General features: G+C 67.6%; 11 protein-coding genes and 1 pseudogene. 4 read left to right on the top strand and 8 right to left on the bottom strand.

The features are described 5' to 3' along the window. Nucleotides 1-21: 21 nt before the first annotated feature. From ON43_RS36935 to ON43_RS36905, 6 genes are all read right to left on the bottom strand, one after another. A complete protein-coding gene (locus tag ON43_RS36935) occupies nucleotides 22-1236 on the bottom strand; it encodes an acetyl-CoA acetyltransferase (RefSeq protein ID WP_174416533.1) in 1215 nt (404 codons plus the stop codon). Between the two features lie 15 nt (nucleotides 1237-1251). Further along, nucleotides 1252-3045, bottom strand: coding sequence for a class I adenylate-forming enzyme family protein (locus ON43_RS36930; protein ID WP_083914084.1), 1794 nt, complete (start codon nucleotides 3043-3045; stop codon nucleotides 1252-1254). 249 nt (nucleotides 3046-3294) lie between these two features. Beyond that, a complete protein-coding gene (locus ON43_RS43070; RefSeq protein ID WP_157514334.1) occupies nucleotides 3295-4548 on the bottom strand; it encodes an LLM class flavin-dependent oxidoreductase in 1254 nt (417 codons plus the stop codon). Nucleotides 4549-4562: 14 nt separating this feature from the next. Continuing rightward, complete coding sequence (locus tag ON43_RS36915) at nucleotides 4563-6017, bottom strand: carotenoid oxygenase family protein (protein ID WP_040815229.1); 1455 nt, start codon at nucleotides 6015-6017, stop codon at nucleotides 4563-4565. A 50-nt stretch (nucleotides 6018-6067) separates the two neighbouring features. Next, nucleotides 6068-6997: a winged helix-turn-helix transcriptional regulator gene (locus ON43_RS36910; RefSeq protein ID WP_245568930.1), complete on the bottom strand. Its 930-nt coding sequence runs from the start codon at nucleotides 6995-6997 to the stop codon at nucleotides 6068-6070. Nucleotides 6998-7012: 15 nt separating this feature from the next. Further along, nucleotides 7013-8962 (bottom strand): MFS transporter, encoded by a 1950-nt coding sequence (locus ON43_RS36905; RefSeq protein WP_040815227.1) that lies wholly within the window; start codon nucleotides 8960-8962, stop codon nucleotides 7013-7015. Nucleotides 8963-9225: 263 nt separating this feature from the next. Here ON43_RS36905 and ON43_RS36900 point away from each other — a divergent pair, with 263 nt between their 5' ends. From ON43_RS36900 to ON43_RS47265, 3 genes and pseudogenes are all read left to right on the top strand, one after another. After that, the gene (locus ON43_RS36900) at nucleotides 9226-10146 is read left to right on the top strand and encodes a DUF6630 family protein (protein ID WP_040815225.1); all 921 of its coding nucleotides are present in this window, start codon (nucleotides 9226-9228) and stop codon (nucleotides 10144-10146) included. Between the two features lie 95 nt (nucleotides 10147-10241). Then, nucleotides 10242-10718: pseudogene (locus ON43_RS36895) on the top strand (flavin monoamine oxidase family protein); the annotation flags it as partial. Nucleotides 10719-10740: 22 nt separating this feature from the next. Then, entirely contained in the window at nucleotides 10741-10878 is a 138-nt protein-coding gene (locus ON43_RS47265) for an FAD-dependent oxidoreductase (RefSeq protein ID WP_373283524.1), read from the top strand. Here the strand turns inward: ON43_RS47265 and ON43_RS36890 are convergent. After that, nucleotides 10875-11465, bottom strand: a complete 591-nt coding sequence (locus ON43_RS36890; protein WP_040815222.1) for a TetR/AcrR family transcriptional regulator — start codon at nucleotides 11463-11465, stop codon at nucleotides 10875-10877. The genes ON43_RS47265 and ON43_RS36890 overlap by 4 nt on opposite strands. 119 nt (nucleotides 11466-11584) lie before the next feature. Between ON43_RS36890 and ON43_RS36885 the strand changes: the two genes are divergently transcribed. Beyond that, entirely contained in the window at nucleotides 11585-11995 is a 411-nt protein-coding gene (locus tag ON43_RS36885; protein WP_040815221.1) for a DUF4345 domain-containing protein, read from the top strand. Between the two features lie 12 nt (nucleotides 11996-12007). On the opposite strand, the gene ON43_RS36880 is transcribed toward ON43_RS36885, so the two are convergent. Next, complete coding sequence (locus tag ON43_RS36880; protein WP_040815220.1) at nucleotides 12008-13510, bottom strand: hypothetical protein; 1503 nt, start codon at nucleotides 13508-13510, stop codon at nucleotides 12008-12010. Between the last annotated feature and the right edge of the window lie 85 nt (nucleotides 13511-13595).

Genomic DNA, 13595 nt, shown 5'->3' with positions numbered 1-13595 from the left:
CCCGCCAAGCTGGACTGAGGGTCAGGCGGCGGTCTCGACCACGAAGCTGGCGACCGTGGTGGTGCTGCCGCCGATGTTCACGGTGCCGTAGCGGGTGACGTCCGGGAGTTGGTAGTCACCCGCTCGGCCTGTGACCTGCTTGTAGGCGTCGAGGAGCATGCGGACGCCGGTCGCGCCGACCGGGTGGCCGATGCCGATCAGGCCGCCGCCGGGATTGACGGGGAGACTGCCGTCGCGGCCGATCATGCCGGATTCCACGGCCTTCCAGCTCTCGCCCGGGGCGGTGAGGCCGAGGTGGTCGATGGCGACGTACTCCGACATGGAGAAGCAGTCGTGGACCTCGATGCCGTCGAGTTGGTGGATGTCGGACAGGCCCGCGCGGGAGAGGGCGTCGAGGAACGCGGTGCGGACGTGAGGGAAGACGTAGGGCTCGGCGGCGGAGACTCGGAACTTCTCGTCGAGTGGGAGGCCGACGGTGCGGTGGCCCCAGCCGGAGATCACCGCGGTGGCGCGGATTTCGCTGTGCCGCTGTAGGAATCGGTCGGAGACCAGGATTACGGCAGCCGAGCCGTCGGTCATCTGGCTACAGTCCTGGCGGCGTAGGACGCCGGTGACCGGTGGGTTGGCGGTGTCGTCGGTGGTGAAGCTGGCGTCGGTGTAGGTCCAGTCGCGGGTCTGGGCACGGGGATTCAGGCGGGCGTTGGTGATGTTCTGTTCGCTGATGGCGCGCAGATGCGCCGGGTCCAGGCCATAACGGCGGTCGTATTCGTCGGCGATGGCGGCGAATTGGGTGGGCCAGACCAGGTCGGTGTCCTGGGCCTCGTGACCCGCCCAGGCGGCAGCACCCATATAGGCGGCGGCCTGACCGCCGGGAACAGTCTTCTCCAACTCCGCTCCCAGCACGAGAGCGCAGTCGTAGCGGCCGGATTCGAGGTCGGCCATGGCGGCGAGCGCCGCCATGCTGCCCGAGGCGCAGGCCGCCTCGTGGCGGGAGGCCGGGACGCCCCAGAGGTCGGGGTGGACGGTGGCGGGCATGCCGCCGAGATGGCCTTGGCCGGTGAACAATTGGCCGAAGGCGTTGCCGACGTGCACGACGTCGATCGCGGTCGCGTCGAGGCGAACGTCGGTGAGGGTCTCCTCGAGTACACCGCGGATCAGCGCATCGAATCCGAGCCCGGCGCGATGCCAGTTGACGGCGAAATCGGTTTGGGCGCCGCCCAGAATGTGCACTGACACGAGTCCTCCTGAGAATCAGAGTCGAGAGCGCAGTTCGCGGCGCAGCAGCTTGCCGACCGGATTGCGCGGGAGCGCATCGGTGATCTCCAGGCGCTCCGGAAGTTTGAACGAGGCCACCCCACGAGCCTTCAGATGCGCGACGAGATCGGCGAGGGTCACGGTCGCCCCGGGCGCGGGAACCACTACGGCACAGCACTTCTCACCCAGCACCGGATCCGGGTACCCGACCACCGCCACATCCGCGACGCCGGGATGATCGATCAACAGCCCCTCGATCTCGGCGGGCGCGATATTCATCCCGCCGCGAATAATGATCTCCTTCACCCGATCCACGAACCGCAGATACCTGCCACCCTCGCACAACTCGAAAACATCTCCGCTACAGAGGAATCCCTCGTCATCGAAGGGCTCGGCGGTAGCGGTGCCGGGCAGATACCCACCGAACACGGCCGGACCGCGCAACCGAAGCTCACCACGCCCGCCCACCTCGGTGACCGTCGCCCCGCTGGTGACGTCGACCAGCTTCACCGCCGTCCGCTCCGCCAGCCGCGTCGACCACTGCACCCCGGCGGCACCGTAATACGGCAGATGCTGCGCCCGCAGCGTCGGATCCGGAATATCCGCAGGCGCGCCGAGCAGGCTCACCCCCTCGTTGGACCCGAAGAAGTTGATCACCTGAATCCCCAACTCCTCCTGCCACTGCCGCACCACTGGCGGCGGCAGCGGCGCACCACCCGAACCGACGGTCCGCAGCGATGACAGGTCCGCCTGCGACCGCAGGGCATCGTTCTGCAGCAACATGGTCAGCAGCGCGGGCGGCATGCTCGTATGTGTCACCCGATACCGCGCGATCTGCCCCAGGAACACCGCCAGATCCAACGGCTGATGCTGCACCAGATGCCCGCCCGCCAACAACCACGGCAGGAACGCCGCCGCGAACCCGGCCATGTTCACCATCGGAAACGGATTGAGCACCACCGAATCCGGACCGAGCCCCAACCCATCCTGGACCCCGCCCGCAATCGCCAGCCAATCACCGTGACACCGCGGCACACCCTTCGGCGCGGCCTCGGTGCCACTGGTCCAGCACACGGTGACCCGATCGTTCACCGTGACCGACAAACCGGATTCGTATTCCCGCAAACGATTTCGGCGCTCCTCCCGCACCTGTCCCCACCCGTCTGCACCCGGCCCGCCGCGCCCAGCAGCACGCGCCCGACCGGAGCCGACGGGGTCCTCGGGACCTGTGATCGGCAGTGCGGCCTCCGGAACCGCCGGTCCGAATGCGAAGACGGTCCGCTTGCCCTCGGCGACGGCCAACGCCTCCGCCGCCGGCTCCCGATCCCCCAGCCGCCCAACGGTAATGACCGCCTCGGCATCTGTCGCCGCCACAATGCCGGATAGCTCATGCCGCCGAAACGACACCGGCATCGGCGTCGCCACCGCTCCGAGCCGCCACAACGCCAGGTAGACCGCGGTCAGCGCCACAGAGTTCGGCAGCTGCACCGCGACCGTGGAGCCCTGCCGAATCCCGTTGTCCAACAGCACCGCCGCGAGATCGGTGACATGCTCGTCCAACTCCCGCCAAGTGAGCGTGCGCGGTCGCGCCCCGGTCAACTCGCTGAGATTCGCGGGATCGGTGATCGCCGCGGCATCGGGAGCCTCACCTACTCGCAGGCGGAATACCTCGGGAATCGTCTCGGTCTGCCACCAGCCGCGCTCGAGATACGCACGCACGGTCTCGTCCGGATGGCAGCCGGGAATCGTGGGACCGGTTCGAGCCGTCGCGGAGGACGTTGTCTCGCCCATCAGATTCCCTCGCCGGTGGTAAGTACCGCGCGCAAGTACGCGTCGCCGAGTTCGATGCCTGTGATCGGGTCACGCGGCTCGCACCCGCGCGGCAACCGCACTGCGCCGTACACCTCGGCGGCGCGCGTAGACCGGCCCGGCCGAATTCGCCGGTGAAGGCGGGGCCGCAGTTCCGACTCGCGGTCAATGCGCGTGGGTCGGGGTGCGGCAACCGGATGGGTTGAGCCGGACCGCGTTCGGCCGCGGAACTCAGTGGTCATCGGCGAACCCGGACTTCCCCGCTCGAATTTCGGCCAGCGCTTCCAGAGTCCGCTGACCGGCGGGATCGTCGGCCGTCGTCGCGGGGACGATGACCACTTCGTCGGCCCCGGCGTCGGTGTAGGCGCGGAGTCGCGCCGACAAGATCGCCGCGTCGCCGAACATCCCCACGGCGGCAGGCAATTCGTCCGGAATGGCCGCGAGTACCTCGCGTGGGTGGACACCGCTCTTCGCCAGCCGCACCACGTCGTCGAATCCGGCCTCCGCGAACATCGCGTCATAGCCGGGCGCGCGCAGATATCCGACCACACCGTGTCGGACCGTAGTGAGCATGTCGGCGTCGGGATCGACTCCGGCGGTGACCCACACCGATACCGGCGGCGCGGCCCGCCCGGCGCGCGCGGCGAATTCCCGTACCGCCGTGACACATCGAGCCGTCTGCGCGGGCGTCACCAGATTCAGCACCACCCGATCCGCACACCGTGCGGCAACTTCGAGCGCCTTCTTCCCGAACGCCGCCACCGCGACCTCGCCGCCGACCACTACGTCCCCGGGGCCCAGCCGGGTAGCCGCGCCACCGATGCCCGCGTCGGCTGCGTCGGCGCACTCGCCCGCTGCGGGTTCCGATTCGGCGCCGTGACCGCAGGCTGCGGCCGGCGCGGTCTCCGACCCCGATTGGCCCCGGCCGCCGGAATCGCCTCTGCCGGTAGTGGATCCGACGCTGGCCCAGCCGGCTATCGCATCGCCGTTCGGGCCGAGGACTTCGCGGGCGAGGGTTGGGCGGAGGGCGGGGAGGCGGAGGCGGAAGCCTCGGACGCGTTCGATCAGGCCGTCGTATTCGACTTTTTCGCCGGCTAGGAGGGCTCGGACTATTCGGGTGGTTTCGTCCAGGTGGCGGGCGGTGCGGTGGCGGGGGCGGCCGTGCCAGTCGCGGACCAGGACGGTGCTGGAGGTGCCGAGGGCTATGTCGACGGGGCGGCCGGTTAGGGCGGCTACGGTTGCGGCGCCCATGGCGATGGTGGCTGGGGTACGGACGGAGATGGGTAAGGGGCCTAGGCACAACGGGATTCGGCCTGGGGATTGGCCTATTGCTGTGGCCAGGGCGAAGGCGTCGAAGGTGGCCATTTCGCCTATCCAGAGGCGGTGGTAGGCGAGTTTGTCGGCGGCTTCGGCTACCTGGAGGGCGTCGAGGGGGTTGCGGTTCTGCCAGTAGGGAAGGCTCACACTCAGTTGTGGGAAGGTCACGCGGACAGCCTTTTTCAGTTGAGAGGGCGGGCGGCGGCGCGCATGCGGTCGCCGCTGACCCAGGTGGCGTGGAAGCCGAGGGGGACGCGAACCGGTAGGGCGAGGCGGCAGACGAGGGTGAGGTCGGCGGCGTTGTAGATCCAGACCTCGCCGAGGCCGGTGTGGGTGTTGTGGGCGAACATGGTGAGCCAGGCGTCGTCCTCGGCGGTGCCGCCGGGGCGGGGCACCACGGTCAGTTCGCTGCCGTAGATGCCGTTGCCGAAGGGAGCGGTTTGCTTTGCGCCGGTGCGGATGTCGTATTTGATGACGGCGTCGAAGATCATGGTGCGGTCGACGGACAGGCGCATCTGGTAGGAGTAGCGGCCGCGGTGGCCGGTGCGGCCCTGGTCGATGGCGGGGAATTCGGTGTTCACGTCGTCCATGACCTCCTCGCTGGTGGCGCCGGTGCGGAGGTTGAAGCGGTACTTGTGCAGTTTCGCCTCGGGACGCAGATAGGCCAGCAACTGGGCCAGCGGATGCGCGCGGTCGGAGACCGGGCTGGGCTCGCTGACCCGGCACACCACCAGGACGATCTCCTCGCCTTCTTCCCACGAGTTGACCGTGTGATAGATGTACCCGGACTCCCCCTCGAACCATTTCGCCTGCGCCCCTTCGCCATAACGCGGCAGGATCGCGAACCGGCTGGGCAGCGTCCGATCGAAGAAGATCTTGAACCGCCCGGCCGCGGCCGCCCGCGGATCGTTGTAGAGCGGCAGATCCATGAGAATCGAATGGTTCTCGGTGATGGCCATATCGTGCGGCAGGCGCGGCCCGGGCAGCTCGAGCCCGGTGAAGTGCTTGACCGTCCCGTCCGGATCGGCGACGCCGTAGCGCAGGTACGGCGAGTGGATGCCGTAGTCGAAGAACAGCAGCTCGTCGGTGCGCTCGTCGACCTTGGCGTGCGCCGAAACCTCGCCGCGCAGTGTGTCATTGAAGGTGTCGACGCCGCGCGTCTCGAGGCTGATCGGATCCAGCGCGTACGGCTTGCCCGCGCGATACCACAGGGCCAGCAGGTTCCCGTGGTGGTAGATGACATCGGTATTGGCCGAATTGCGTTCGCGCCGATCGCCCGGCGGATTGGTATCCCACGGCTCGATCACCCCGCGCCACAGCGCCGTTCCCGCCGCGTGCTCGGCCTCGAACTCCCCGGTGCGGATGAAGCGGTTGCGATAGGTCGCCCGCCCGTCCTCGAGGTGCACCGCGTGCAGCATGCCGTCACCGTCGAACCAGTGGTAGCGGCCGATCGGCGCGAACTGCGGGTTCGGCCCGTTGCGCACGTAGACGCCGTCCAGGTCGGCGGGCAATTCCCCGTGCAGCACAGTCAGATTCGTTGCGGTGGTCTCCTGCGCGGTGGGCGCGTAGGGACCTTCCAGATACGGATTGGTGAGCGCCTCCGCGGCGGGCGCGATGAGTTCTTCATTGAGCGGCATACGAAGCCTCCAGCGACCGGGCAGGCTGCACCCGGCAGAATTCACTACAGTTAATGAAGTGATACGCGTCTCACGGGAGGGCTGTCAAGAGCCGGAGCGGATAGCGGCTCGAAGTGGACATCGCGCCGTCCGAGCGCCGCCTCGCAGCCCCGGCAGCGCAACGCCGGGACCAGCACCGCTCCACATTCCTTGTGCCGGATCAGCAATCCGGGCTCCGGCGTCTGCGGATGCGCGCGATTCGACCACGCCAGCAGAAACGCGAAGACCCCGAACAACGCTCGCCCGCGCGGCGTCAGCCGATAATCGCGCCCGCCCGCCGCGGGCCGATGCAGAATGCCGGCCTCGACCAGGCGGGTCAGCCGCTCGGTCAGTGTGGTCGGCGACATGTTCAGTGCCGCACGGAAATCCGAGAACCGCCGCACCCCCGCCAGCGCCAGCCCGGTGACCGCCGCGCTCCACCGGTCCCCGATGGCCTCCATGATCTCGTCGAAGCGCGCGTCACCCCGCGCGGGCCCGGCGGTGCGGCCGGAGCGCCGCCGCCCGGAGGTGAGGTGCCACAAGGCATCCCGATCCAGTTCCACCTCAGTGTCATGCGTCGTGACGTCACGCCCACACCCCCGGCACATGACCGTCGGCGGCCCGCGATGCCCGCACTCGGCATGCGTGAACTCCGGCAGCAGCGCCCATTCGGCCGTCCACTCCCGTTGCCAGGACCAGACGCAGACCAGGATCTCCCAGGTCGCCAAACCCAGTTCGGTGAGCCGGTATTCGTAGCGATCGGCGCCCGCCCGCGGCACCCGCTCCATGACCCCGGCATCGACGAGCGCCGCCAGCCGCGCGGTGAGCACGGCGGGCGGCGCCGCGGTGCGGTCGGCCCACTGGGTGAACCGGCGCGCGTGGTCGACGAAGGCCAGGCGCAGGATGGTCAGCGTCAGTCGGTCTCCGAGCAGATCGAAGGTCGCGGCCACCGAATTCTTCACTTCAATAACTGTACTTTATGCGAGGGTTGCCAGCTCACGCTGCACGGCCTCGTCGTGCTGTGCCGCCTCCTCGGCCGCCTTCTTCGGGCTCCAGTGCCCGGCCATGATGAACACGAACGGGATGAAGCAGATCTGCGCGATCAGGCAGATCCACCACCAGCGCTTCCACTGCTTGGGCGAATCCGCCTGCGCCTGTTGCACCTCGGTGCCGTGCTCGGACAGGTAGGCCAGATCGTCGGCGGGAATGGCGCTGACAGCCTTGAGTTTCGCACTGGCGGCGGTCAGCGACGGTCCGGTCTGCGAGGCGACGGCGAGCTGATCGACGGGCACCTTCTGTGCGGCCTGGATCCGGGCGATGGCCTGATCCGGCGGGACCTTGAACTTCGTCGCCACCTGCCCGACCGCGGCGGCCCCGGCGGCCTGATCGTTCGGATCCGTCAGCAGCTTCACCAACGTCTGGGTGTCGATCGCCTGCAAGGTTGCGAGTTCGTCCGGGTACTTGGCATTGAGCTGGACCGTGGTCTTCACATTCGCCGCCGATTCACCGGTCAGCTTCACCAGCGCGGCGACCTGCGCGTCGATGTCGTTCGGATTCTTGCCCAACGCCGTCAGCGTATCCGGGCCGACCTTCTGAATGGTCGTGATCTCGTCGTGGTACTTGGCGTTGATGGTCTGCAGCCGCGGCCCGTAGTTCACCAGCGTGCCCGCCGCGGTGACCACGAACAGCAGCCCCAGCAGCACGAAGGTCACCACGGTCCGCAGCACGCCGCCCCACACCGCGAGCCCGACCGCCGTGGCCGCCGGATTCCGCTTCTCCACCGTCTCGGTGAAACTCGCCATCCACGTGGAATAGGCGATGCCGCTGCCGATGGCGGTGAAGCTCATGACCACCGCGAAGGTGTAGTAGTCGGTGCCGGGTTTGTCGGTGTAGCTGAGGAATACGAACCCGCCGATGATGGAGATGATCGCCCCGAACACCATGAACGGCTTGCGCACCTTCAGCGCGTCGGACACGATCCCGGTGAGCACCAACGAGATCGCGCTCGCGATCCAGTACCAGTTGCCCAGGGCATTGGCCTGCGCGGCGGTGAAGCCGAAGTTGGTCGCCATATAGACCGGTAGGAACGAGACGATGGTGTAGAAGAACGCCAGGAAGATCGAGATTGCCAGCGCCGAGCCGACGATGTCGAGGTGCATCATCTGCTTCCACTGATTGCGTTCCAGTGCTTCGACATTCAGCCCGCGCGCCCGCGCCTCGATGAGCGCCTTGTCGCGCAGCGACACCATGATCTGATCGCGCAGCCGGGGGCTGAGCTCACGCAGCCCGATGAGTCCGATGATCGAGATCACCGTGCAGATGACACCGGCCAGCCGGTAGTGGTACTGCCAGTCGGGGTGGGCGTCGAGGGTGTGTGTGGAGATCTCGGTGGTGACCAGTGCGCCGAGCACCGGGCCCAGCGTCCAGAACCCCATGGCCGAGGCGCGATCCAGCTGCGGCGAGAAGTCGCGCACCAGCGCGGGCGTCGCCACCAGCACCGCGCCCTCGACAATGCTGATCGCGCAGTAGACGGCCAGGAAGGCTTCCTTGGACGTGCACTGCGGTTGCGCGAACAGCGTGAGCAGCGAGGTGATGACCGTCCCGTACGCGACGATATTGGCCCGCCCCCACCGGTCCAGCGCACCGGTGATCACCGAGGCCACGGCCCCGAAGGCCGCGCCGATGATGAAGATCCCGACGAAGTACCGGAAGGTCAGGTGGAAGTAGGCGATCAGCTGATTGCCGACCGCGCCCGAGACGAACAGCTGGTAGTACAGCGCGACCGAGACCACGACAACCAGAAACAGATACCAGGATCGTGCGGGCGTTTCCGGATAGTGCGGCAGCTTGCGCTGCCACAGTCCGGTGACCAGCGTCGGCGGGGGGAATTCCGCGGCCGGGGGTACCGCGGTCGGAGTGCTACTCATGATCGAGACGCCTTTCTCTCCACAGCGTTTTCGCGCGCCCCGAAAGGCCCTTGCTCGAAGCGACACGATCAGCCGGGTGAACACAGGGTAGCGGTCATGAGTGAGCTGGATCACTGTTACCGAAATCGGAACTGAGAAGACGCGCGGACACGGCCCGCGAGCCCTCGATCCGAGTCCCGCGGTGGCGCGCGACTTGGCGAACGAGACGTTCCGAATGCAATCATATTGTCCGAGAATTGAACTGCTGGGTGGATCGGATAGTGATGAGCGACCGGGATTGGTACAGATTCGCCTCGGGACTGGCGGCCCTGTTGATCTACAGCCCGGTTGCGACCGTCCTCATTCTCGACTTCGAGCGCGATCAGAACTTTGTGCAGCTCTTCAAGTATCAGGACGGTCTGCGGGCCGAGGTCTCCGACGCGCTCGACGCCGAGCAGCGGCGGCAGCTGCGGGAAGCGGGCTGGGCAGCACCCGATTCCGACCACCCGCTCTGGTATTACGGAATCTGGGACCAGCGGGGAGCAGCGCCAGGCGCGGACGATTGCCGCGCGATCACGCTCGCGGCGGTCGACGTGCTCCGCGAGGTGTTGTCCGTGCCCTCGCCGGATGAGGTGCTCCCCAGCGGCTGGGTCGACGGCCCCGGCGAGGTACTGCTCGACGAACTGCGCCCGCACCCCTTCGAACCCGCCACCGGCGAACTGCGGACCCTGCTGTCCATCGCGAACCTGCTCATGCCCCACCATCCGTGGCCGGTCGCCTCGGTGCGCCACAGCCTGGAGGGCCCCCTGCACGCCCACCGCAGCGAGGCCTGGCGCGGACTGCTCTCCGCACTCGGCGAGCCGTTCTTCGGCGGACTCGGCGTGATCGCACAGTTCGACTGCCACCAGCCCATCGACGAGATCCGAGATGTGTTGCGACGCTTGCCCTCTTGTCCCGATGCCATGTCCTGGGAGTGGTATCCGGAATTCGCGTCCCGCACAGCCGATCAGCCTTCCGAGGACCGCACCGAACTATTCCTCGACGCGGTGGCCGACCACGCTCACCCGACCGGCTCGGTCCTGGTATCCCTGCAAACCGACGGTGACGACTACGCCCTCACCTTCCTGCCCACCGAGCGACTGGACCGATTCCGCGAACTCACCGCCGAAGTAGGCAAACGACTCGAATTACCTTCCCGCGCATAGCTCCCGCCGAATAAATACGCGTTTGTACGCGGGGTCGAGCCATACCGCCGGTGCGTCCGCGCGACCTGATCGCGGCATTGCGGTTGCTGCGCACCATGTACCGCGGCCCGTCCGACGACAACCTCTCCGCGGCCGAGTGGCTGCACTCGGCGCGTCCGACCCAGGCCATCACCGACATGCTCGATCCAGCCTTGGCGGGCATGTTCTGCGCCGACCTCGAGGACGTATCCGCCTTGCAGGTAAGGGATTTCATGGAGGGGGTCGGCGGCGCGATACCCTGCATCCTCGGCGGTATCAGCATGCAGTTCCGCATCGTCGAGGGCATGAGCGCATTCCACGAACGCCTGGCCGCGATGCTGCCCGATCCGGTTCGCCTGGGCACCACCGTTACTCACGTCCAGCAGGACGACACCGGGGTCACGCTCGGCTGCGATGACGGCAGCAGCGTCGAGGTGGACTACGCCGTCCTCTGCACCCCGACGACCGCGACGATCAAGTTCGATCCGCCGCTACCCGAGCAATCCGCCTATGATGCGGTGACTTACGGCCAGGCCACGAAGGTGGCGGCGGTGGTGTCGCGCAAGCGTCCGTCGCCTGGCCCGCCCGCACGGCCGAGTCTTCTTCGCCTCCGCCGAACGCAGCCCACACTGGCCCATCCACATGGAGGGCGCGGCCGAGAGCGCCCTGGCGACCGCTGCCGAGGTCGCGGCGCGAGTCGCCGAAACCGCCTAGCGCGGCGGTGAATCCTGGAGTGCGGCAAGCGCTCCGGTCAGCGCCCCCAAACAGGTCGATCGGACTTGGTCGCGGGTGAGGGATCGGTGTTCGAGCCACTCCAGGCAGAGGGTGTGGACGAACATCAGCCAGGAGGTCAGCACCGCGGATATCGCGTCGCGCTCGGAACCGGTGGAGTCGAGCGCATTGAGCATTTCATCGTGCATGGCGGTGTGATCCCCCAGCACGATCGCCTGGACGACCGGATCGCCGGCGAGGGCGCGGTTGGCGGCGAGCACGGTGTGCCGGTTGGCGTCGAAGTACGCCAGGTGGGCGTCGAGACCGGAGGCGACCTGGTCGGTCAGCGGCAGGGCCGGATCGAGGTGGATCCGGTCTTGCAGCGTCTCGGCGGCACGCTGGTAGACGGCGGCGAACATCGCGCTCTTGCTGGGAAAGTGGCGGTACAGCAGGGCCCGGGAGATGCCGGCGCGATCGGCGATCTGGTCCATCTGCACCTGGTCATAGGGCAGTTCGGCGAAGAGCTGCGCGCCTACGTCCAGTAGTTCGGCGCGGCGCTGTTCGGGGGTGAGGCGACGACGCGGCGGCATCGCACCACCATAACCGCAAATCGACGCTAGTTGACGCATGTCTACTAGTGGAGTTACGCTCCACCCAGCTAGTTGACACACGTCTACTAACCCGGTCGGCCGGGTTGAAGGGGGCTGTCGTGCGGGCCGTATTGCGTTGGTTTCTCATTGTTTTCGGCGTCGCCTGCATCGCGATCGCGCTGGCGCACATCCTCATCGGGCCGGGCACGATCATCGGAGCGAACACGCCGAACGCCACACTCGACGGCGATCTGCGGTTCTCGATGGTGCTGTTCGGCGTGTACGGCGCGTTGTGTGTCTGGGCGGCACGGGATCTGGACCGCCACGCGGGCCTGATCCACTTGCTGATGCTGGTGTTCTTCGTCGGCGGGCTGGTGCGGTTGCTGACGGTCGCGTACGTGGGGTGGCCGCATTGGTTCTATGTCGCCATGATCGTCGTGGAACTCGCCACGCCGCTGATCTATTCACCACTGCTGCGGCAGGTGACCGGCCGCCCGGCCCGTGCGGACCTGATGGCTTTGGCCCGCTGAGGCGCTCGGCCGCTACTGCTCCTTGCCGCGGAAGTAGAGGATGTTGGCTCCGTGGGAGGCCAGCGGGCCCGCTTCGGCGGCTTGGCGGATGCCGCTGCCGGGGAGGCAGGTGAGTTTGGTGAACATGGTGGTGTTGCCGAAGGCCGAGCGGACCTGGGTTTCGGAGGCGTAGTCGGCGCCGTAGTCGGAGAGGGCCTTGAAATTCAAGGGGGCCAAGGGCTTTTCGAGGGGGGTCTGGGCCGCCGGGAGGCCCAGGGACGCGTACTGGGTCGCGGATCCGCCCTCGTACCAGCAGAGTTCGTAGGACATGTTCTCGGTGGTGGTGACGCTGACGACCGGCCATTCCTGGGACAGGCGCAGGGCCAGCGGGTGGCGGCCGACGGGGGCTACTTCCCAGTTCAGGCTCTTCACCGAGACCCAGTGTTCGGAGACCTTTTCGATGAGGACGACGTCCTCGCCGAGGCGTTCGGACGGGTTCGGCTCGGGTTCGGGGGTGCTCCAGTGCTTTTCGTCCACGCCGAGGTATGCGGAGCTGGGGACCGGCTGGGCGTCGTCGGCGGTATAGGCGGCCAGGATGGCGGCGCGCACCAGGGTGACGGCATTGCGGGAGGAGCAGCGAACGGCCAAGGCGCCGAAGGAGGTGCTGATCTCGACCGGCTTGGAGGGCTGATCGGGGAGGGCGCCGGCGGCGATCGGCTTGAGGCCGACCAAGGCCAGCTGCCAGTTGATCTCCTCGATGGTGGCCAGGTCACCGGCCGTCTGATAGAGGATCTGCTGCTGGGTCAGGTAGCCCGCGCGTTCGAGGGTGGCGCATTCCAGCTTGCGCAGCGCGGTGACGGTCTTGCTGGTGAAACCCATGTCCTCGACCCGGATTTCGCGCAGCCGCTGCGTCATGGCCGGAGACGTGACAGCCGCGTAGCATTCGCGGTACATGGCCAGCGCCTGCTTGCGCTGGCGGCCCACCATGAGGGTGCGCAGCAGCGTATTGAGGGTGGCCAGGTAGCGGTTGGCCTGGTCCGGATCGGCGGCGAAGAGCCCGGCGCGAATGCGGACCGCGTCCTCGCCCGCGGCCACGGCGGCCTTGGGATCCAGGCGGCACAGCCACACGCTGCACTTGGACAGCGCGTCCGCCGACGCGCCCGCGGCCAGCGGATAGTTCTGCGCCACATGCCGGTACGCCTGACAGGCATTGCGGATGGTGGAGGTGGCCAGCTCGCGGTGCCCGATCAGGCGGGCGGCCTGCTCGAACAGCCGCAGCGCCTCGGTCACCTCGGCGGCGAAGGGTGCGGTGACGTGTCCGGCGGTGAGCCAGCGCAGCCGGATGAGCACCGCCTCCTGCGCGGGTTCCAGCGCCGAGGGCGAGCGATCGCGCTGCGCCGGGTCGTTTTTGGTGGCCATGAGCGCGCGGGCCAGCTCGCACAGCGAGGTCGCCAGCGCCAGCTCGGCTTCGGGTGTCCGGTCCCGCGCGGTTCCGCGGTCCGCGGCCACCTGACGCTCGATGGCGCTGAGATCCATTGCGACCTTCAAACTCCCGTAGCTGTGTCTCCGAAAACAAAACACAGCTGATCACCAAGGCCATTCTGTGTTTGCGCCGAGTCTG

It is taken from the genome of Nocardia concava NBRC 100430 (genome assembly GCF_000308815.1).
GTDB classification, from domain to species: domain Bacteria; phylum Actinomycetota; class Actinomycetes; order Mycobacteriales; family Mycobacteriaceae; genus Nocardia; species Nocardia concava.
This window is presented reverse-complemented; position numbering and strand designations above follow the sequence as displayed.

Bases quoted from the DNA above. Each gene is read 5' to 3' on its own strand.
- ON43_RS36930 (WP_083914084.1), bottom strand. From the start codon at position 3,045: ATGGGCGAGACAACGTCCTCCGCGACGGCTCGAACCGGTCCCACGATT.
- ON43_RS36915 (WP_040815229.1), bottom strand. From the start codon at position 6,017: ATGCCGCTCAATGAAGAACTCATCGCGCCCGCCGCGGAGGCGCTCACC.
- ON43_RS36905 (WP_040815227.1), bottom strand. From the start codon at position 8,962: ATGAGTAGCACTCCGACCGCGGTACCCCCGGCCGCGGAATTCCCCCCG.
- ON43_RS36900 (WP_040815225.1), top strand. From the start codon at position 9,226: ATGAGCGACCGGGATTGGTACAGATTCGCCTCGGGACTGGCGGCCCTG.
- ON43_RS36890 (WP_040815222.1), bottom strand. From the start codon at position 11,465: ATGCCGCCGCGTCGTCGCCTCACCCCCGAACAGCGCCGCGCCGAACTA.
- ON43_RS36880 (WP_040815220.1), bottom strand. From the start codon at position 13,510: ATGGATCTCAGCGCCATCGAGCGTCAGGTGGCCGCGGACCGCGGAACC.